We start from the raw sequence: 18,620 nt of genomic DNA on the forward strand, positions 1-18,620 counted from the left end.
GTCCATCACAACAGATCTGATAGATCTTGCGGTGTAGCATTTATCGCTTCTCCTGAGCAATCAAAGTCTGCAAATTCCAAGTCCGAATCACTGCAACAGCCAAAGGATGGCAATGAACAGGCAGCCCTAAAACAAGCTGCACGATCGGGTCAACGGTTCATCGCGTAGGCAGAGAGGCTGATGCAAAAAAGACCCGGAACGGTTGACATTGCAGAGAGCCTTAGGATTCATCATGAGGGGGAACGGTTGAATAAAAATCGCACTCTGGGAAAGGTGAGCTTATGCAAATTAAAGCCTGAGCATACCGGATTGTGAAGGGGGGTGTGGAGGGTCAAGTCGAATCTTTAATAAAGGACTGGTCACAATCTGAGCTACGGGCTGGAATCTAAACCTGAATTCAGCGGGGCTGATCGTTTGGCATCGGATCATTTGACATCGACAGATTCGCGATGGATGAGTTTGACGTTGACAGGTCTGAGGCCGACAGGTTTAGCGTTGTCTGAGCTTGACAGGTCTGAGGCTGACAGTTTGAGTTTGGCAAGTTTGACAATTTATTAGAATTTACAGTTCGCTGCCACCCACAGGGTGTAGTTCGTAAATTTTATCTATTATTTTAACGAGGTTACAGAAAGTTTGGGTATCAGTCTGGGGATCAGTTTGGGGATCAATACCAAGAGGGTGGGTAAGGAGTCGCAGAGGCCTTGCATTGTCCCCCTAAATCGGTCAACTTCAATAAGTCAACTTCAAGGGACTTTAAGAATTTTAAAGCAAATAAGGTTTCCTTGGAAGGGAAGAGTTAGGGAAGCGGTTTGGGTCACAGGTATCACGTTTCAAACATTCTCTAACCCCTATCGCTACGCTCATTCTTCTCAATATTCAGCTTAATATCCAGAGGGATAATCGCTTTACAGGTGCTTCTGGGGCGATTGTCCGTTGGCTAAAGTACAGTAGAAGCTTAGCTTTCGGAGACGTTATGTTACTCCATCTCACAACCTGGCAAGAAGTAGAAGCCTACCTTCAGCAGTCGCAAGGGCTAATTATTCCGATCGGTTCTACTGAGCAGCATGGTCCCACTGGATTAATTGGCACAGACGCAATTTGTGCTGAGGCAGTTTCGCGAGGCGTTGGCGAAGCGACACAAGCCCTGGTTGCCCCAACTATCAACGTGGGTATGGCACTTCACCACACTGCCTTTCCTGGAACAGTGAGCCTGCGTCCAAGTACGCTGATGCTGGTGATTCGAGACTACGTGACTTCGCTGGTGCGCACAGGATTCACCAAATTCTTTTTCATCAACGGGCATGGCGGCAATGTGGCAACGCTCAAGGCAGCCTTTTCGGAGTGCTATCAGGTATTAGCGGATTTAAATCTTCCGAACGCCGATCGCGTTCAGTGTCACGTTGCGAACTGGTATATGTGCGGCTCGGTCTATAAGCTGGCTCAGGAGCTATACGGCAACCAGGAAGGCTCACACGCGACTCCCAGCGAGGTTGCCCTGACGCAGTATGTGTATCCTAATGCGATTAAACAAGCGACCCTCAGCTCGGAAGTCACTTCTGGTGAGCCAATTTATGGGGCGATCGATTTTCGTCGTCGCTATCCAGACGGCAGAATGGGGTCAAATCCGGCACTGGCAACGCCCGAACACGGTAAGCAGTTTTATGAGCTTGCAGTAAAGGAACTGAGCAGCCGTTATCTGGAATTTGTGAATCGAGAATAATTCCGAGAATCACCTTGGAGGTTAGCAGGCGGCTTCTGCTGCCGTCATGATGTCGAAGCGGTAGTTCTCAATCACGGGGTTTGCCAAAAGCTGGTCACAAATGCGATCGAGTTGGGTTTGGGCGGCGGCTTCGCTATCTGCGGTGAGCGTGACTTCGATATATTTGCCGATTCTCACCTGCTCCACGTTGTCGTAGCCCATGTGTTTTACCCCAGACTGCACTGCGGTTCCTGCCGGGTCTAGCACTGAGGGACGCAGGGTAACGTAAATTTTGGCGTAATAGGTTTGAGCCACGATCGATCGAAGATAAAAGGACGAATCCTATTGTAAGAGGTTTGCTGAAATTGCTGACCAGGTTCTATGAGGGCAGGGTAGACACTGTCCCTCTAAATCAGATTCAGACAGAAACTCATTTCCTAAGTTTTCCTAACCCGATCAAAATTCTGCTCAAACTGGTGACACTCATCCACTACCATCTAGGTAAGTTAACTGTTCATGATGGAGCATATTAATCACCATGACCACAACGAAGACTGGTAAACCGGGCTATCCTTTTCGCACGCTGTGGGCGATCGTCCTGCTGGCGGGCAATCTGATCGTCGCTGCTTTCTACTTCGGTATTCTGAAGTAGCGTTTCCTGGGATGCTGAGTCAGAGTGGCTGAGGATTAGGGCATGGTCGGCGGCTAGATGTTTGACACTGCGGTACGTCTCCCCAGTTTTTAGTCACTCCAGACTCAGCAGTGGCAGAAGTAAGTTTCTGAAATTCGCTGTGCAGGGCAAAATTACAGGGCAAAAATTACAGGGCAAAAGTCTCATCCAGCACCAAGCCACTACATTGTGCCCCGGAAGATGCCTTGCGGACGCACCAGCAGCACCAGGATCATAAGCAGCAGTGCAACGCCCAGCTTATATTCGGCGGGAAGCCAGTAAGTGCTAACCTCTTGAGCAATGCCAATCACCATCGCCCCAGCGATCGCCCCATAAGGATTGCCAATGCCGCCCAGAATCACCGAGGCAAACATCGGCAAGATCAGAAACCAGCCCATATTGGGACGCACAGCAGTTACTAAGCCATACATTCCGCCACCGATCGCTGTTAAGCCTGCTGCAATCACCCACGTCCAGATCACGACCTGATCTACATTAATTCCCGATACCCGTGCCAGATCGACGTTATCTGCAACTGCTCGCATCGCTTTGCCCGTCTTGGTTTTTTGCAGCAGATAATGCAGTCCAAAAATCACAAGAATCGTTAGTCCTACGACCAGAAGTCGGTTCTGGGCAATGCGTATTCCAAACAAATCGAGCGCGGGTACAACCGGCAGATCGTATTTCTGGTTTGCGCCGCCCCAGATCAAAATAATGCCGTTTCGCAGGAAGAGGGCGAGTCCGATCGAGATAATGATCAGCGTGGTAGAACTAGCACGTTTAGTTCGCATCGGCGACCAGAGCAGCTTTTCCGTAAGCAGGGCAACGGCGATCGTCAGTCCTGCGCCCAGCAAAATTGACAGCCAGATATTCATGCCGCTCAGGTTAAACACCAGCGTCAGATATGCGCCCAGGGTCATGATGTCGCCGTGAGCAAAGTTTGCCAGCCGCAGAATACCGTAAGTGAGAGTCAGACCAACGGCTGCTAAAGCGATAATGCTGCCGACGGCGATTCCGTTGACGAAGAGTTGGAGTAGCTCGGAGTCCATTGGGGGTGGATGAGTGAGGGGGCGACACAGAGATCTGATTTTAGCGGGTCGATCGCTTATCGGGGTGCTGATTGCAGCAAAAGGTTAAGGGTCGATCGCTTTAGCATTAGCAACTGCTCATCAGGCAACTGCATCATTATTAGAAAACCAAGCGCCGATATTAGAAAACCAAACGCCGATCGCTTCCATCCTCTTCAAAAGACTGTTCGCCTACGCCAACTAACTCTACAATCACGCGCCGCGGATGGGGCTGCCATTGTCCCTGTCTGGCTTGCACTGTGACGATCGTTTGATTGCTGTCGGAATAGACGCGATAAGTGGTTGTTGCCCAGTCTCCTTGCTGATAGGCAAAGCTGCGTCCGTCATCTTCGTAAAGGGTAAATTCGCCCTCGCCCTGCCAGATCTTCAGCCGTAGTTCCGTGAGTGGAGTTTCATTGGCGTATTGCATCACGGGCATCATGGGAAGGATTGACCCCGCCCTCACAAACAACGGCATGGTTTCCAGGGGAGCATCAGCGAGGATGTGGGTGTTGCCCCTGTGAGATTGACCTGTCCACCAGTCGAACCAGGTTCCCTCTGGTAGATAAACGACGCGACAGGTTTGACCGGGACGATCGATCGGGGCTGCCAAGATTGCGGAACCGAGCATTGCCTGATTTGCCAACTCATAAGTCTGTGGATCGTTGGGAAAGTCGTACAGTAAGGGACGCAGGATGGGTGCGCCTGTGGTTGCCGCCTGCCAGAACAGTGTGTAGAAGTAGGGCAAAAGCTGATAGCGCAATTCGATGTACTGACGGCAGATTTGCTCCACCCGAGCGCCAAACACCCACGGTTCATGACGCATACTCTTGAGAATTGAATGGGCACGCATGAGCGGATAAAGCATTCCCATTTGCATCCAGCGGGCAAAGAGTTCAGCCGTTGCGTTTCCGGCAAATCCGCCGATATCTGCGCCGACAAATGCGACCCCGGATAGCCCCAGATTACAGAGCATGGGCAGTGACATTTCCAGGTATTCCCAGCGCGAATGATTGTCCCCTGTCCAAACGGCTGAATATTGCTGAATTCCGGCATAGCCCGATCGCGTCAAAATAAACGATCGCTCATTCGGTCTAAGTTGCTGCATGGCTTCACAGGCGGCGCGTGCCATCATCATGCCGTACAGGTTATGCGTCTCGGCGTGGGTCGAGTTCTCTTCTCCTCCCTGAGCCGTATCGAGCGGAAACCAGATTTTTACCCCCGGATCACCAAAGGGACGATCGTTCATGGCGGGTTCGTTCATGTCATTCCAGATGCCCGCCACACCTGCTGCGGTGAGTTCTTTGTGCCAGCTTGCCCACCACTGCCGCACATCCGCTCGCATAAAGTCGGGAAACACAGCACGATCGGGCCAGACATAGCCCTGAAATAGATTGCCATTACGAGTTCGCACAAAGCACTCTTTCTCTAAGCCATCGTTGAAGACTGCATAATTGCCCTGATATTCCAGCTTTACGCCCGGATCAACGATCGTCACGGTCTGAAAACCGTTTTGCTTTAGATCGCTTAAGAGCTGCTTCGGGTTGGGAAAGCGATCGGGATGCCAGGTAAACACCCGATAATCCCGCATATAGTCGATATCCAAATGGATCACATCGCAGGGAATTTGCTTCTGACGGAAGGTTTGGGTCAGTTCGCGCACTTCGTCCTCAGAGGCATAGCTCCAGCGGCACTGGTGATAGCCGATCGCCCATTTTGGCGGCAGAGGCATTCGTCCAGTAAGGGCAGTGTAGGTCGTCAGGATTTGCGCCGGAGCCGGACCATAAATGATGTAATAGTCGAGTTCTGGACTCTGGGTTTCTATCTGCCAAACTCCTGCCTGCGCCGCCCCGATATCAAACCGACTCCAGAAAGTGGAATTAAGAAATAGCCCATAGGCAAGCTGAGGGCGCAGCGCAATAAAAAACGGGATCGCCTGATACATCTCGTCAGTGAGGGCATGGTAGTCGAGGCTGTCTACCGTCCAGTTTGTATAGGCCTGCGATCGTTTGTCTAGAAATCCGGTGCGCTCGCCAAAGCCGTAGAAATGCTCCTCTGTTTCGATGTGTTTCCAGGCAGCAATGCCGCTTTCTCGCCAGGCGATCGGCTGAATGTCTTGAGCAAAGGGGCGATCGGCTTTGTCGAAGCAGGTGATTTGTCTGGTTTGGCGATCGACTTCAACCCGAATCTGTGAAGTTTTGATTTGAACTTGATCTGCTGTTTCCTCGATCTCGAACGGCACAACTGACCAAGCGTTATCCTCTTGAGCCACTGCCCACGATCGGCGCGGCAAAAATTCGCTCGATGGCGACAGACGCACGCGAATCAGGTTTTCTGCCAGTACGCTGATGCTCAAGACGGCATTACCACAGGTCAGCAGAACCTTGCGCTCCTGTTTTTCAACGGTTTGAATCGGCTGGAGTTCTGTCCAGGCAGGCTCGATGACAGGCAGTTGTCCAAAGACTTCAGGCATAGCAGCAGGAATCAAGAGATGGGGAAGGACATTGTGAGTTGTAGTGGGTGTTTGAGGAAAGCGGCAACTGTCGGAGGGTAGGTGAGAGGTAGAGAGGTAGGAGAGGGTAGGAAGGGAGTTATAAGGGTGACAGCTTTACCCCATAAATTGCATAAGAAATTTCTGTAGTTATCGATACTTTCGGTGTATCTCTTTAGCAGAATGTCAGAATATGATGACATAAGTACAAATACTGGCTCGACGGTTCGCCGCTCCTGATGAGGATTGCCCGATGGGGCCAGGCAAATTTCTCATGCCATTAAATCTGTTTCATCTGGTTCTTATTCATCTGACTTCTATTCATCTGGTTTATGCAAGAGGCAATTGCTCCTATGCGGAACTCCCCTATCCGATCGCGGCTTCGTTTTGTTGATGCTTTTACCGATCGTTCCAAACTTCAGGGCGATGCGAAGCAGTTTCCCCGCTGGGATAATCGCTTCAAAAGTCAGCTTGCCAAACTGGGCGGCAGTTCCCGCTATCAGCCTCATTTCTCTTTTCAGCAAGCGCTTTTGTCCTGGTTAGGCAGCTTTCTTGGGATTGCGGTGCTGGCGTATTTGACGATGCATACAACCTATCCGCTGATTGCAGCTCCCTTTGGTGCAACCGCTGTCCTGGTTTATGCCGTGCCCGAAAGTCCTCTAGCGCAACCGCGCAATGTGATTTGTGGGAATTCTCTAGGAGCACTGGTCTGTGTGATCTGCGTTGCCCTGTTTGGTTCCCAGCCCTGGGTCATGGCATTTGCCGTTGCAACCGCGATTAAACTCATGCAGCTAACCCGCACCTTGCATCCGCCCGGAGGAGCCGTCGCTTTAGTAGGCGTGATGAGTCATGCAGACTGGCATTTTGTTTTGACTCCAGTGCTACTCGGTTCGCTGGTGATGGTAACTTGCACGATCGCCTATAACAATCTGGTTTGTCGCAAACCCTATCCAAAGCACTGGTTTTAGACATTCCGCTTTTAGACATTCCGTGCCGCTAGGCCTGCACTGCTTCTTTCGCCGAGTCATACATCATCAAAAAGTCAGTGATGCCGTAATCCTTGCCCATTTGTTGCAGCAGCACTGTCACCTGGGCACGATGATGCGTCTGATGATTAAAGAAATGGGCGATCGCAAACCACAGCGCATGGGTTCGATCGATCGTCCCTGCTACATTGCGATAGTGCATTGACGCAGACAGTATTTCTGGTGTCAGTTCCTCGATCCACTGCTCGATCGCCCGATCGGTTTTCGATCGCCCCTGCCAGAGCTGTTCAAAATCAGGGTAAAGCTCCTGACTCAGATCAGTGCAGTTCAACAGCAAATCTGTCTGCTGCAACGCTGGAAAAGTGTAGGACGTACAGGTTGCAAACCGTCCCAGCCAAATGCGATCGCCCACCAGCAGATGATTCAGCGTCCCATAAATTGACCCAAAAAATGCCCCACAATCCCGCCGCCGCTCCTCCTCTGAAAGCGATCGAGCCAAGCCATATAGGTGCTGATTGACCCAGGAGTTATACTGCGCCATCAGCCGAAACTGCTTGAGATGCGTCGATTCCATTGTCTTTAGTGTCTTTTTTTCCTTAGCTAAAATCCCTTCTGGCGGGAATCAAAGGAATCAAGGGAACTGCTGCTCTGCCGCTCCCGATCGCGCAAACACCCCTTACACCCCCTACATCCCCTCCAGATACCGCCGATACCCCTCCTCCTCCAGTTTCGCCTGCTTCTCCATCACCATTTCCTTCAGGCTTTGCCGATAACGCTGTACCCGTTGCAGCAAATCTCGATCGTGGGCGGCAAGCATTTGCACTGCCAGAAGTCCTGCGTTTCGCGCATTGCCGATCGCCACCGTGGCTACGGGAATTCCGGCGGGCATTTGCACAATCGAGTAAAGCGAATCAATGCCCTGAAGCGTGCGGGTCACAACGGGAACACCAATCACAGGGAGGGGAGTTAGGGCGGCAACCATTCCGGGTAAATGGGCGGCTCCTCCGGCTCCAGCGATAATCACTTTTAAGCCGCGATCGTGGGCAGTTTGGGCATATTCTACCATCCGTTCAGGAGTGCGATGGGCAGAGACAATGCCGACTTCATGGGCAATCTGGAATTCTTCGCAGGCTTCGATCGCCCCTTTCATTGTCGGAAGGTCGGAGTCGCTGCCCATAATAATGCCAACTAGGGGAGAAGCCATAGAAAATTCAATTAGAAATCTCAACAGGGGATATTGTCGCTCGAAAAGGGAAATGCAGGCTTGGTTTTTGCTGGATCTAAAGCCCAAGCGGAACCCAATCTAAGGCACAATCAGTTATGAGACAACCCTTGTTAAAAATCAGGTATTGCTTGGAGTCATGACGGCAACAGACGATAAAACGATCGTAAAAGATTACTTCAACGCGACCGGATTCGATCGCTGGCGGCGAATTTATGGTGATGGCGAAGTCAACAAAGTGCAGCTTGATATTCGTCTGGGACACCAGCGCACGGTCGATACGGTTCTGGACTGGCTGCGATCGGACGGCAACACGGCAGGCATGACGATTTGCGATGCGGGCTGCGGCGTGGGAAGTCTCAGCATTCCGATGGCGGAAATGGGCGCAAAAGTCTTTGCCAGTGATATTTCCGAGAAGATGGTAGGCGAGGCAAAAGAGCGGGCGCAGGCAACTCTGGGACAGTCCGAGAATCCTACTTTTGCGGTCCAGGATTTGGAAAGTCTGAGCGGTAGCTATCACACCGTAATTTGTCTGGATGTGCTGATTCACTATCCGCAGGACAAAGCAATGGAGATGATCACTCATCTAAGCCAGCTTGCCGAATCGCGGGTTCTGATCAGTTTCGCGCCCAAAACGGTTTTCTATGATGTGCTGAAGAAAATCGGCGAATTCTTCCCCGGTCCCAGCAAAGCAACTCGCGCCTACCTGCATCGGGAAGCGAATATCGTCAAGGCTCTGGAAGCAAACGGCTGGACGATTAAGCGAAACGCTATGACCAAAACTCGCTTCTACTTCTCGCGCCTGCTGGAAGCAGTGAAATAACCCGTGGAAGCGGTCAAGGAATCTGCTCGAATCATTGGGAAAGTAGGGCACTTATGCAGATATTTCTGACGATCGCCGCAGTCCTGGGTGGATTATCCGTTGCGGCTGGTGCATTTGGCGCACACGCGCTGGAAGGTAAACTCACTGATCGCGCTCAGGAAGTCTTTGAGACGGCGGCTCGCTACCAGATGTATCACGCGCTGGCGTTAGTGGCAGTTGCTATCCTGCTCACCCGTCCCGAAGCAGCTCAGTCACTGCTGAATGCGGCGGGTATTGCCTTTATCGTCGGGGTGGTGCTGTTTTGCGGCAGTTTGTATGCCCTCAGCCTGTCTGGTGTGAAAATTCTGGGAGCCGTTGCGCCGATCGGCGGACTTGCCTTCATCATTGGTTGGGGCCGCTTAGCGGTAAGTGCCTGGACGATGAAGTAGTCTGGCACACAATAATTAGCCTGGCACAAATAACTAGCGGATGGGCGTGACCAAAATTTGATCGACAACCCATCCGCCAATTTTAGGAACTCCTCACACCCTCACGTTTGAGGTTCAGTCTCTTTTGTTTTGACGCAGCCGATTGACAGAAGTTTCTGCCTTTGATTCAGATCTTTGCCGATCGCCTCACAATTCCGACTTTCGAGTTCCGAATTCCGAATTGGCATTCCAGGCAGGTAATCTAGAAAAGGATGTTTATTAAGATTTCCTCTATTTATTCTCATGAGTAGCGTCGTTACGATCTCAGATACAGAGTTTTCCAGTGAAGTTTTGAGCGCGGCTCAGCCTGTCCTGGTCTACTTTTGGGCATCCTGGTGTGGTCCGTGTCGGCTCATGGCTCCGGTTATGGACTGGACAGCGAATCAGTACGGTGATCGTCTGAAAGTGGTCAAAATGGAAGTAGACCCCAACCCGGAATCGGTGGCTTGGTGCAGGGTTGAAGGTGTGCCTGCGCTGCGGTTGTTCAAAGATGGAGAAATGGTAGACGCAAGCGAGGGCGCAATCAGCAAACAGAAAGTCGAAGAATTTCTCGTAACTGGGCTGAATTAGCGGCTAGCCATCGATCGCCCGTTTGGGGCAGTCCTTTATTCGATGTCTTCTATGCAACTCGCCGATCGCCTCACCCCCCTGCAAGCCAACGTTTTTGCTGATATGGATCGGGCAAAGGCAAAAGCCAGAGCTGCCGGACTGGACGTGATTGATCTATCCCTTGGATCGTCCGATCTGCCTACCCCTGCTCCTGTACTGGATACCATTGCCCGATCGCTGCAAGATCCCGCAACCCACGGCTATCTCTTGTTTCATGGCACGGGGGTGTTTCGGCGGGCGGCAGCTCAGTGGTACAAGCGCAAGTTTGGTGTACTCGTTGATCCTGAAACGGAAGTCCTGCCCTTAATTGGCTCTCAAGAGGGAACTGCCCACCTACCGCTTGCTGTTCTGAATCCGGGCGATTTTGCCCTGCTGCTCGATCCGGGCTATCCTTCCCACGCAGGCGGTGTTCACTTAGCTGGTGGACAAATCTACACCATGCCTCTGCTGGCAGAAAACAATTTTTTGCCAGTTTTTGAAGATGTTCCGATTCCCGTTTTGGAACAGGCGCGAATGATGGTGTTGAGCTATCCGCACAATCCCACTACGGCAACTGCATCGATCGATTTCTTTAAGCAGGCGGTTGCCTTCTGCAATCAGCACAATCTCGTCCTGGTGCATGACTTCCCTTATGTGGATCTGTACTTTGAGGGCAGTCCCCCGCCTTCTGTCCTTCAAGCCGATCCCCAAAAGCGAGTGTCGATCGAGTTCTTCACCATGTCCAAGTCCTACAACATGGGTGGCTTTCGGGTGGGATATGCGATCGGCAACCCAAAACTGATCCGGGCACTCCGGCAAGTCAAAGCAGTGGTTGATTTCAATCAGTATCTGGGCATTTTGAATGGTGCGATCGAAGCCCTCTCGGGTTCTCAGGAAGCCGTTGCCCAAGCAGTGGAGACCTTCAGACAGCGTCGCGATGCCTTTGTCGATGCCCTAAATCGCATTGGCTGGCAGGTTCCTCGGCCTCAAGCTGCCATGTATGTCTGGGCAAAATTGCCTGATCCCTGGGCAATCAATTCAATGCAGTTTGCGATCGACTTAGTCGAACAAACCGGAGTCGCCGTCGCACCGGGATCAGGCTTTGGCAAGTCTGGCGAAGGCTATGTGCGATTTGCGCTGGTGCATGATCCCTCGATTCTAGAAACGGCAGTCGAGCGGATTGCTGAGTTCATGAAGAGCAAGCGGTAGATTGAACAGTAGTAGATGTCTTGCATCGCCTCCTAAATCCCCGAATTTTCGGGAATTTTGAAACCGTAAGGTATTTATTGCAAGGCGTTTAAGGTCTCCTTATGACATTGGCTATTCTGTACACACAATGGCTGGCACATGATGGCTAATCAGGGCTGAAACGGCTTTCAGAAACGCCTTCCTGGCTCTCCAATTCTATAGGTAACCAAGCCTTCTTCAGTTTTCCTCAGTTCTCAAAGTCCCCCAGCAATAGGGGATGTAGGGGGCTGCAAAGTTCAAACCTAATCTCTAGTAACTTGCGGATATACCGTAAACGAAACGAGCAGTAAGGGGCACTTGGGATGGGGATCATCGTAGCCACTCGAATATTTGCCAGGAAACAAACGATCGAAAGTAGCTGAACGAATGTCAATTAAACCGTTTACCGCTTGGGTTAGCGTAGGCTGTCTGCTACTCACCTTTATGGCTGGGATGCGATCGGCACAAAGCGCAACTCCGAAGCAACCCATTTTAGTGAACGCCTCAGTCTGTGCCGCGAGCCTGGTGCAGCAAATCGATCGTCTCATCGATCACCCAGAGTTTCAGCGATCCCAGTGGGGGATTTTAGCGCAAACGCTGGAAGCAGATCCCCAGATCCTTTATGCTCGCAATCCCGATCGCTATCTTGTCCCGGCTTCAAACGTCAAACTGCTGACTACCGCAGCGGCTCTGACTCAGCTAGGAGCGCAGTTTCGGATTCGCACCTCAATTTATCAGGTGGGGACAACTCCAGAGGGCGCAGTTTTGCAAGTAGTTGGTAGGGGCGATCCCAGCTTGACCCATGCCCAGCTTCAAGCTCTGGCACAGCAGATTCGCGACCGAGGCATCACACGCATTGCCACCCTTGTAGGGGACGATCGCTACTTTCGTGGTGATGCGGTCAATCCCTCGTGGGAATGGGAAGACATTCAGGCAGGCTACGGTGCGCCTGTGAACAGCCTGATTTTGAACCAGAACGCGATCGGACTCACGCTCGTGCCCCAGCAGGTCGGTCAACCGCTTCAGGTAGTTTGGGATCAGCCGTCAGAGGCGCAGGGATGGCAAATCGTGAATCGATCGCGAACGGTGGCATCAGACGCGCCAGAATTTGTCTCGGTGGGACGGAATCTCAGTCAGCCGATTCTTACTGTTGCTGGACAGCTTCGTGCCGGAGCAGCATCAGAACCTGTTGCGGTCTCGATCCCGCAGCCGGGACAAAACTTTTTGCGTCAGTTTGCAGAAACGCTGCGGTCGGCTGGAATTGAGGTGAACCAGACTCAGCTTCTCACCCATGCTGATGATGCACCGATCGCAACCAGAGCGGAAATCGCTGCCGTTCAGTCGCTGCCCTTGAGCGAGTTACTAGTCGAAACAAACCAGTTCAGCAACAATCTGTACGCAGAGGCTCTGCTGCGATCGCTAGGGGCAGACAGCCCAGATCCATCGCAATCTGCCCTTGAAGCCGGAATCGCTGCCCTCAGGGCTAGTCTCACTCGCCTCGGAATTGAATCTGATAGCTATGTGCTGGCAGACGGCTCAGGCTTATCGCGCCACAATGGGGTCAGCCCTGCCGCAATTGTGGAAACGCTTCAAGCAATGGCGCAGACCAATAATGCGCTGCCTTATCGCAGGTCGCTTTCGGTCGCTGGAATTTCGGGAACGCTACAAAATCGCTTTCGCGAAACCTCGGTTCGAGGTCAGTTAGAGGGAAAAACAGGCGCACTCGGCGGCACTGCTGCTCTATCGGGCTACTTGAATCGGGGCAATCGTCCTGCGATCGTCTTTAGCATTGTTGTGAATCAGGCGAACACACCACCTGGAAAAGCCCAACAGACGATTGACGAAATTGTGATGCTGCTATCGCAGGATAAATCATGCAGGGAATTCGCTCAGTCACTCTAACAACGACGGAAACAGTAACTCGATCGCTGCCTTGAGATTCAACCCAATTAGAACATTTAAGATGGCTGGAGGGCGTTCAAACGGTAATCAGACGGCTTAATTTGATATTTCACCAGATTAGCGAGTTCCTGAAGCTGACTAATTGCCTCTGCCCCTTCTAGTTTCATCAGTTCGCGATCGTCTCGCATTTCAGTCCAGGTGATCCCATAATCGGATACAAGAAACCGAATCAGGTGATTTTCCGCCAGACTGACCATAAACGATGCGCTGTTCATTTGCCCACCGCAGGTATAGCAGGATGCCAAGTAGCCCCGCTGCTCTAGCACCGTTGCCAAAGCCTGAAGATTCATCACCAAGTCTTGAACAAATTGTCGATGTTGCTCTGCAAGTCTAAGAAACATTAACTTGACCTCCTATCACCACACTTACCACAAAATCTTGTATCTTTACAATTTCTTAAGATTTGCCTCAGGTGGTCAGGTTTTTCCCTAGCGAGAAAATAATGAATTGCCTGAAAGAATGAAACGAAATTATTCAGAGAGTAAGGAATAAAGGAAAATTAGTCCTCTAGCAAAAGGTAGTTTATAAAACCTGCCCAATGAGGTATTCAGAATAACACTTCTAGGTTATTGAAGAATTCCTTCAGATTTATGTTCCACATTATATAATCTGCTCAGTATAAGCAGCTTTTGAAAATTTAGGGCTGGACTTCTGCCCCGGATCGATTTGCAACCGGGCTACTCTACAACTGGCTCACTTGGCAAGCTGCCTCCTTCGAGGTTAAACTTTGCACGATTGCTTTGCGTGGTTGTATTTTGCACCAATTCTATCCGGGGCTGTGATTGAATTTTGATAGCAGGACGATCGCAGTCCTAACTGAAGGTGTCGCGGGTTAAATCACTTCCCACCAGCCGAACGCGGGACCCACAAAGCGAACAACTACCCAGTAAGCGACCAGTGCGCCAATGCCGATCCAGGCTCCTTTAGTGGTCCACTGCACAAATTTTTGCGCTTGGCTTTTTTTCAGCGGCAGCCAGGGGTAAACGTTGCCTTCCTGTCCGTACTGATCGCCCAAAATTTCCTTGCGTCGTTTTGCGTCACCCATACTGCTTCTCCGACATCAACACAGCTAAACTTGCCACCTTTGATAATATCGTGCGAACTTGCCGATGAGTGTGTTGGGCTGACCAAACGCTATTCGCTCAGGCTGAATCCTTCAAGCGAGGCAAAAAGGCTTGCATCAACATAGTTAATCCGGGCAAGCGGACTAAGCGATGATAAAATCTGCTGTCCGTAGCTGCGATGGTTTACCCGGTTGTCCAACAGTGCCACCACTCCTTGAGCCTCTCGCACCGGGGCAACGGCTCTCTGAAGTTCGCTCAATGCTTCCGGCAGCAGAAATAGACGAAACCAGTCCTGTCGCGATCGTTTATAGTGTGTCACTCGTCCGGCAACCAGCGGATCTTCGAGTGAAGGAAAGGGGAGCGTCGCAATCACCAGCAAATGGGGCGCGGGCAACACGGCTTGATGAGTCCGCCAATAGTCCCAGCCTGCCACCAGAATTCCATGCTCGTCTAGACAGGTTCGCTCGACCTGAACGCGGGAGCCAAACTCGGCTGCCAGCATTGAACCAACCTGCGCTTTTAGCGGCGTGTCGCCAATCAGAATGACAGTCAAGCCTTGATTTGCTGTTTGAGTTGCGCCCAGCAAGGTTCGCAGTTCACTCATTAGCACAGGCTGAAACTGTGGCGTGTTGGGCATCGGTAAGCCGTCTGGCAGATAGAGCTGAATTAATTCGTGCTGGCGATCGGGCGAAAACTTAAGACAGGTGAGATCGGGCAACCCGAGCCGTTGGCGATAAATGGTGGCTTCGGTGTCTAGATCAAGCACGCCACCAATCAGGACGATCGGCTGCTGGTTCCAGACAGGCTGAAGCGAATCTGCCACCTCTGCAGGAGCCGTGAGCAGCGAAAACTGTCCCTGTGGCCGCATCACCTCTGCCCACAAAAGCTGACTGGATTGTTGACAAGACTGCCAGAACTGATTCCAGCAACTTGGCAATGGCTGCTCGATGCCTGCGGTAAGCCGATGGTAAAGTTCGCTAAAAATCTCCTGTTCTGACGCTTCGACCAAATAGCGATCGTAGGGGTTCACCGGATGCTGAAAAATCGATCGGGTCAACTGCACCCGCGCATCGCGAATCAGATCCGCCTGCTGGGGACAGGTCTGCATCAGTTCGTCCCAATTTTGCGGCTGAAGGCTGAGCGTCAGCTCGTTTCGCGTCCACTGCTCCAGATCGTCTGCGCCATCGATCACAGTAAGAATCTGGGACGGAAAGCGTCCTGACCCATGCAGGCGATCGGATAGCCAAGACTGAGGCGAGGTCAACAGCAGCCCTTCAAACCCTGCGCCCAGCCAGCGATCACCCGTCCGAATTTCTTTTTGCGTCGGAATCCACTGCTGGAGTCGCGGAATCTCAACCATGAGAAGTCGCTGCTGAACAGCTTCGCTTGCCACCAGAATTGCCGACCCTTCCCACAACAGTAGCGGCATTAAATAGCTCAGTCGATACCGCCCGTGATAGCCCGAAGGCGCACCCGCCTGAATCAAAGCACTTCTGCCCAAGCGCAGCGCACGCGCCACTAGCCGCGCCATCGTTAAATGGTGTTGCCAGTAGGGTTCGCCCTGCTCTCGCAGAAACGCCCGCAGTTGTTGGTGAACTTCTACTTCAATCACAAAAGCCGAACTTCTCCCCGGTAAAGGATTTCATGATGCCGCAGCAATCTCAATCTACCGCTGAATCTACAGAGCGATTTGAGGGGGCGGGAAAACTTGTAGCCTGGAAAACTTAGGAGTTAATCGTAGGCTGGAAACAGAAGACAATAGACTTTGGAAAAACAGACGACGAACAGCAGACGAGCGACCGCAGCGATAAGACCAGGATGCTTGATTCTTGCGGCTGAGGTCGAGTGTCCTGGGTCTGAAGTCTAAAGTCTAGCAAACTGTAATGGGTCACGCATGAGAATTGGCATTGTGGGATTAGGGCTGATTGGTGGATCACTGGCGATCGATTTCCAGCAGTTCTCAGAGCATACGCTGCTGGGAGTGAGCCGTCGCGGAGAAACCTGTCGTCAAGCCGTAGCACGAGGCATCGTAGACAACGCCAGCCAGGATTTGAGCTTGATGGCAGCCGCCGATGTGGTCTTTCTCTGTACACCGCTGGGAGCGATCGAATCCACGGTCGAGCAGCTCATTCCGCACCTGAATCCCAATACTATTCTGACTGATGTGGGGTCGGTCAAAGCCTCTGTTGTCGAAACGATCGCTCCCCGCTGGCGTAATTTTGTGGGCGGACACCCGATGGCAGGCACTGCCGAAAGTGGACTCGATGCCGCCCAAGCCGATCTGTTTGTCGATCGTCCCTACGTCCTCACTCCGATCGACACCACCCCACCTGCTGCCCTGGAAACTGTTGCAGCACTGGTGCAATCACTTCAGTGCCGCCTTTATCAGTGCCAGCCTGCTGAACACGATCGCGCCGTTGCCTGGATCTCTCATTTGCCTGTGATAATCAGTGCTAGCCTGATTTCTGCCTGCCTCAGTGAATCAGATGCTGCTGTACTAGATCTGGCGCAGAAACTTGCAAGCTCTGGCTTCCGGGATACGAGTCGGGTTGGCGGCGGCAATCCAGAACTAGGGGTGATGATGGCAAGATACAACCAGCCTGCCCTGCTTCATGCCCTGGCTCAGTACCGAAATCAGCTCGATCGCCTGATTCATCAGATTGAGAATCGCAACTGGGAGGAATTGGAGCAGAGTTTGATTGAGACGCAGGAGGGGCGATCAGGGTTTGTGGAGTAGCGGAGGAACAAGGGGAAAGAGATGGGGAGATGGATAGATGGGGAGGCAATGTAGGACTTCTGCGACTGCTCTAATGTTTTCTAAGGACGGGTACTCTGATGGCAGATAAGCATGAAGTTATTCGGCAGACTTCAGGTTTAACGATCGCCGCAGTTCTGCCAGTTCGTCTCGGTGGGCGGTGACAGTCAGCAGGCGATGGATTTGGCTCTCCTGATTTGGCTCGACTTTGACAGCGACTTGTTCCAATCGTCCTGATTTTTTCCAGTAGAAAACCCCTGCTCCAGGAGCCAGCAGCACGAGCAGCAGCAGCCAGTTTCCGGCGGCGGGAAACAGGTAAGACAGCACCAGCACCAAACAAAAAATGCCGATCGCTGCCAGCGAACTGAGGAATATTGCCAGAAACAAACTGGGGCGCACAAAACCCTCAAATGTCACCTGGTTTTGCTCTGCATCAAGTGAGATAACACGATAGGCGCGATCGGCGAAATACTGTTTCAGGCCGTCGAGCAGCGATTCCTCGGATTGGTCGCTCATCAGTTGGGCAACTTCAATGCGGTCTTTAGTGGAGGCACGAATAAAGAAAAATAGCCCCACCGACAGCAATAGCGTCAGCAGGGCAGTAGAAGAAAGAATCGACGTTTGCATAATCAGCAGGAGAGCGGGTAATCACTCGTTTGAAACGACAGCGCAATCCGAAACCGGATGACCACTACGTTTCTGAGTATCGCCCAACTTACGAACTGATGGAATGAGCAAATTAAAACTTACTGCTGGGACACCTGTGCTGGGCGACCTGCATAGCCATACCAGAGCCGAGAAAGCTCCTGGGCCTGCTGGTGCCAGTCAGGGCAAATCTGATACATTCGTCTCGGGCGACCCCGCCCCTCTACCTTTTTCCAGTATCCGGTGATCGCGTTTGCGTCTTCCAGAAACTTGAGGGCACTGTAGAGCACCGTATCGGATAACCGATAGTTTGGATACTCATGTTCGAGCAGGCTGATTAACTCTGTCCCGTAGGAGTCCCGTCGCAGTAAGACGGCTAGAACATAGCAGACTGCCAGTTCCTTGTTCAGATAGAATGGCGGTGGATTTCTGAAAAATTGGTAAATCTCGTCAAATGTCGTCATAGTGATCCCATAACTCAGCGAATCAGTTAATGCTGGCAGTTGCCCATCTGGGCAAACAACTCACTCTAGGCGTAACTCAACTCTTTCGATCGCACTTCTATCTGCATCTCCAATAGCGTTTGCTACTGGCAGCACTCCTGAACAATCTTCAGCCATCACGATTTGAAACTAGATTGGAACTAGATTTTGAAGATGAATAGACTAATGCTCAAAATGGCACAGTTTCAGCGTTGTCAACACTGAATTAATACTGATGCTGGAAGATAGGGAGAAGTGCCTACAGTAGACAAATCTAATGAGAGATGCAGGATAGGGTGAAAGGAATGCTGATGACCAGTCGCTAATGCTAGCAGTAATACTTTTTGAGCTACGGTGAGCTAATCTGCACATGGGCTGATTCTTCAGCCGGAACGAAGCCAGTTTGCTTCGCGGTCCTACTTGCAGAGATTGCTCAGCACGCAACTTATCTTAAGGAGTAGATTGCTTCCTA

19 protein-coding genes are annotated in these 18,620 nt (G+C 51.6%); 9 read left to right on the forward strand and 10 right to left on the reverse strand.

The window, feature by feature from the left end; genetic code table 11:
* Positions 1 to 973: 973 nt before the first annotated feature.
* Positions 974 to 1,720 (forward strand): creatininase family protein, encoded by a 747-nt coding sequence (locus H6F80_RS04155; RefSeq protein ID WP_190790346.1) that lies wholly within the window; start codon positions 974 to 976, stop codon positions 1,718 to 1,720.
* 21 nt (positions 1,721 to 1,741) lie between these two features.
* Here H6F80_RS04155 and purS read toward each other — a convergent pair whose 3' ends face one another.
* Entirely contained in the window at positions 1,742 to 2,014 is a 273-nt protein-coding gene (gene purS, locus H6F80_RS04160) for a phosphoribosylformylglycinamidine synthase subunit PurS (protein WP_190790347.1), read from the reverse strand.
* A gap of 223 nt (positions 2,015 to 2,237) precedes the next feature.
* Here purS and psaX point away from each other — a divergent pair, with 223 nt between their 5' ends.
* The gene (gene psaX, locus H6F80_RS04165) at positions 2,238 to 2,351 is read left to right on the forward strand and encodes a photosystem I protein PsaX (RefSeq protein ID WP_190790348.1); all 114 of its coding nucleotides are present in this window, start codon (positions 2,238 to 2,240) and stop codon (positions 2,349 to 2,351) included.
* A 200-nt stretch (positions 2,352 to 2,551) separates the two neighbouring features.
* On the opposite strand, the gene H6F80_RS04170 is transcribed toward psaX, so the two are convergent.
* The gene (locus tag H6F80_RS04170; RefSeq protein ID WP_190790349.1) at positions 2,552 to 3,418 is read right to left on the reverse strand and encodes a branched-chain amino acid ABC transporter permease; all 867 of its coding nucleotides are present in this window, start codon (positions 3,416 to 3,418) and stop codon (positions 2,552 to 2,554) included.
* A 160-nt stretch (positions 3,419 to 3,578) separates the two neighbouring features.
* Positions 3,579 to 5,909: a glycoside hydrolase family 31 protein gene (locus tag H6F80_RS04175; protein ID WP_190790350.1), complete on the reverse strand. Its 2,331-nt coding sequence runs from the start codon at positions 5,907 to 5,909 to the stop codon at positions 3,579 to 3,581.
* 371 nt (positions 5,910 to 6,280) lie between these two features.
* Between H6F80_RS04175 and H6F80_RS04180 the strand changes: the two genes are divergently transcribed.
* Complete coding sequence (locus H6F80_RS04180) at positions 6,281 to 6,895, forward strand: HPP family protein (protein WP_190790351.1); 615 nt, start codon at positions 6,281 to 6,283, stop codon at positions 6,893 to 6,895.
* A 28-nt stretch (positions 6,896 to 6,923) separates the two neighbouring features.
* On the opposite strand, the gene H6F80_RS04185 is transcribed toward H6F80_RS04180, so the two are convergent.
* Together H6F80_RS04185 and purE are read right to left on the reverse strand one after the other, a co-directional pair.
* Positions 6,924 to 7,487 (reverse strand): DinB family protein, encoded by a 564-nt coding sequence (locus H6F80_RS04185; protein ID WP_190790352.1) that lies wholly within the window; start codon positions 7,485 to 7,487, stop codon positions 6,924 to 6,926.
* A gap of 111 nt (positions 7,488 to 7,598) precedes the next feature.
* Positions 7,599 to 8,117, reverse strand: a complete 519-nt coding sequence (gene purE, locus H6F80_RS04190) for a 5-(carboxyamino)imidazole ribonucleotide mutase (protein ID WP_190790353.1) — start codon at positions 8,115 to 8,117, stop codon at positions 7,599 to 7,601.
* A 157-nt stretch (positions 8,118 to 8,274) separates the two neighbouring features.
* On the opposite strand from purE, the gene bchM reads away from it, so the two are divergent.
* From bchM to dacB, 5 genes are all read left to right on the forward strand, one after another.
* Positions 8,275 to 8,958, forward strand: a complete 684-nt coding sequence (bchM, locus tag H6F80_RS04195) for a magnesium protoporphyrin IX methyltransferase (protein ID WP_190790354.1) — start codon at positions 8,275 to 8,277, stop codon at positions 8,956 to 8,958.
* A gap of 53 nt (positions 8,959 to 9,011) precedes the next feature.
* Positions 9,012 to 9,386, forward strand: coding sequence for a DUF423 domain-containing protein (locus H6F80_RS04200; protein WP_190790355.1), 375 nt, complete (start codon positions 9,012 to 9,014; stop codon positions 9,384 to 9,386).
* 282 nt (positions 9,387 to 9,668) lie between these two features.
* Complete coding sequence (locus tag H6F80_RS04205) at positions 9,669 to 9,995, forward strand: thioredoxin family protein (RefSeq protein ID WP_190790356.1); 327 nt, start codon at positions 9,669 to 9,671, stop codon at positions 9,993 to 9,995.
* 42 nt (positions 9,996 to 10,037) lie between these two features.
* Positions 10,038 to 11,222 carry an LL-diaminopimelate aminotransferase gene (locus H6F80_RS04210; protein WP_518523512.1) on the forward strand — a complete coding sequence of 395 codons (1,185 nt, stop codon included), beginning with the start codon at positions 10,038 to 10,040 and terminating at the stop codon, positions 11,220 to 11,222.
* 405 nt (positions 11,223 to 11,627) lie between these two features.
* A complete protein-coding gene (gene dacB, locus H6F80_RS04215; RefSeq protein ID WP_190790357.1) occupies positions 11,628 to 13,142 on the forward strand; it encodes a D-alanyl-D-alanine carboxypeptidase/D-alanyl-D-alanine endopeptidase in 1,515 nt (504 codons plus the stop codon).
* A 56-nt stretch (positions 13,143 to 13,198) separates the two neighbouring features.
* Here the strand turns inward: dacB and H6F80_RS04220 are convergent, their stop codons facing one another.
* From H6F80_RS04220 to H6F80_RS04230, 3 genes are all read right to left on the reverse strand, one after another.
* On the reverse strand, positions 13,199 to 13,543 hold the full coding sequence (locus H6F80_RS04220) for a DUF1815 family protein (protein WP_190790358.1): 345 nt from the start codon (positions 13,541 to 13,543) through the stop codon (positions 13,199 to 13,201).
* Between the two features lie 491 nt (positions 13,544 to 14,034).
* Positions 14,035 to 14,247 (reverse strand): DUF2839 domain-containing protein, encoded by a 213-nt coding sequence (locus H6F80_RS04225; protein ID WP_190790359.1) that lies wholly within the window; start codon positions 14,245 to 14,247, stop codon positions 14,035 to 14,037.
* A gap of 89 nt (positions 14,248 to 14,336) precedes the next feature.
* Positions 14,337 to 15,878, reverse strand: a complete 1,542-nt coding sequence (locus H6F80_RS04230) for a helicase C-terminal domain-containing protein (protein ID WP_190790360.1) — start codon at positions 15,876 to 15,878, stop codon at positions 14,337 to 14,339.
* A gap of 282 nt (positions 15,879 to 16,160) precedes the next feature.
* Between H6F80_RS04230 and H6F80_RS04235 the strand changes: the two genes are divergently transcribed.
* Positions 16,161 to 17,003 carry a prephenate/arogenate dehydrogenase gene (locus H6F80_RS04235; protein WP_190790361.1) on the forward strand — a complete coding sequence of 281 codons (843 nt, stop codon included), beginning with the start codon at positions 16,161 to 16,163 and terminating at the stop codon, positions 17,001 to 17,003.
* Between the two features lie 117 nt (positions 17,004 to 17,120).
* Here the strand turns inward: H6F80_RS04235 and H6F80_RS04240 are convergent, their stop codons facing one another.
* Together H6F80_RS04240 and H6F80_RS04245 are read right to left on the reverse strand one after the other, a co-directional pair.
* Positions 17,121 to 17,648, reverse strand: a complete 528-nt coding sequence (locus H6F80_RS04240) for a cofactor assembly of complex C subunit B (RefSeq protein ID WP_190790362.1) — start codon at positions 17,646 to 17,648, stop codon at positions 17,121 to 17,123.
* A gap of 119 nt (positions 17,649 to 17,767) precedes the next feature.
* A complete protein-coding gene (locus H6F80_RS04245) occupies positions 17,768 to 18,130 on the reverse strand; it encodes a PadR family transcriptional regulator (protein WP_190790363.1) in 363 nt (120 codons plus the stop codon).
* Between the last annotated feature and the right edge of the window lie 490 nt (positions 18,131 to 18,620).

This window comes from Leptolyngbya sp. FACHB-711 (assembly GCF_014695615.1).
GTDB lineage: Bacteria > Cyanobacteriota > Cyanobacteriia > Elainellales > Elainellaceae > Leptolyngbya_A.

Bases quoted from the DNA above. Each gene is read 5' to 3' on its own strand.
- H6F80_RS04155 (WP_190790346.1), top strand. From the start codon at position 974: ATGTTACTCCATCTCACAACCTGGCAAGAAGTAGAAGCCTACCTTCAG.
- psaX (WP_190790348.1), top strand. From the start codon at position 2,238: ATGACCACAACGAAGACTGGTAAACCGGGCTATCCTTTTCGCACGCTG.
- H6F80_RS04170 (WP_190790349.1), bottom strand. From the start codon at position 3,418: ATGGACTCCGAGCTACTCCAACTCTTCGTCAACGGAATCGCCGTCGGC.
- H6F80_RS04175 (WP_190790350.1), bottom strand. From the start codon at position 5,909: ATGCCTGAAGTCTTTGGACAACTGCCTGTCATCGAGCCTGCCTGGACA.
- H6F80_RS04180 (WP_190790351.1), top strand. From the start codon at position 6,281: ATGCGGAACTCCCCTATCCGATCGCGGCTTCGTTTTGTTGATGCTTTT.
- H6F80_RS04185 (WP_190790352.1), bottom strand. From the start codon at position 7,487: ATGGAATCGACGCATCTCAAGCAGTTTCGGCTGATGGCGCAGTATAAC.
- purE (WP_190790353.1), bottom strand. From the start codon at position 8,117: ATGGCTTCTCCCCTAGTTGGCATTATTATGGGCAGCGACTCCGACCTT.
- bchM (WP_190790354.1), top strand. From the start codon at position 8,275: ATGACGGCAACAGACGATAAAACGATCGTAAAAGATTACTTCAACGCG.
- H6F80_RS04200 (WP_190790355.1), top strand. From the start codon at position 9,012: ATGCAGATATTTCTGACGATCGCCGCAGTCCTGGGTGGATTATCCGTT.
- H6F80_RS04205 (WP_190790356.1), top strand. From the start codon at position 9,669: ATGAGTAGCGTCGTTACGATCTCAGATACAGAGTTTTCCAGTGAAGTT.
- H6F80_RS04210 (WP_518523512.1), top strand. From the start codon at position 10,038: ATGTCTTCTATGCAACTCGCCGATCGCCTCACCCCCCTGCAAGCCAAC.
- dacB (WP_190790357.1), top strand. From the start codon at position 11,628: ATGTCAATTAAACCGTTTACCGCTTGGGTTAGCGTAGGCTGTCTGCTA.
- H6F80_RS04220 (WP_190790358.1), bottom strand. From the start codon at position 13,543: ATGTTTCTTAGACTTGCAGAGCAACATCGACAATTTGTTCAAGACTTG.
- H6F80_RS04225 (WP_190790359.1), bottom strand. From the start codon at position 14,247: ATGGGTGACGCAAAACGACGCAAGGAAATTTTGGGCGATCAGTACGGA.
- H6F80_RS04235 (WP_190790361.1), top strand. From the start codon at position 16,161: ATGAGAATTGGCATTGTGGGATTAGGGCTGATTGGTGGATCACTGGCG.
- H6F80_RS04240 (WP_190790362.1), bottom strand. From the start codon at position 17,648: ATGCAAACGTCGATTCTTTCTTCTACTGCCCTGCTGACGCTATTGCTG.
- H6F80_RS04245 (WP_190790363.1), bottom strand. From the start codon at position 18,130: ATGACGACATTTGACGAGATTTACCAATTTTTCAGAAATCCACCGCCA.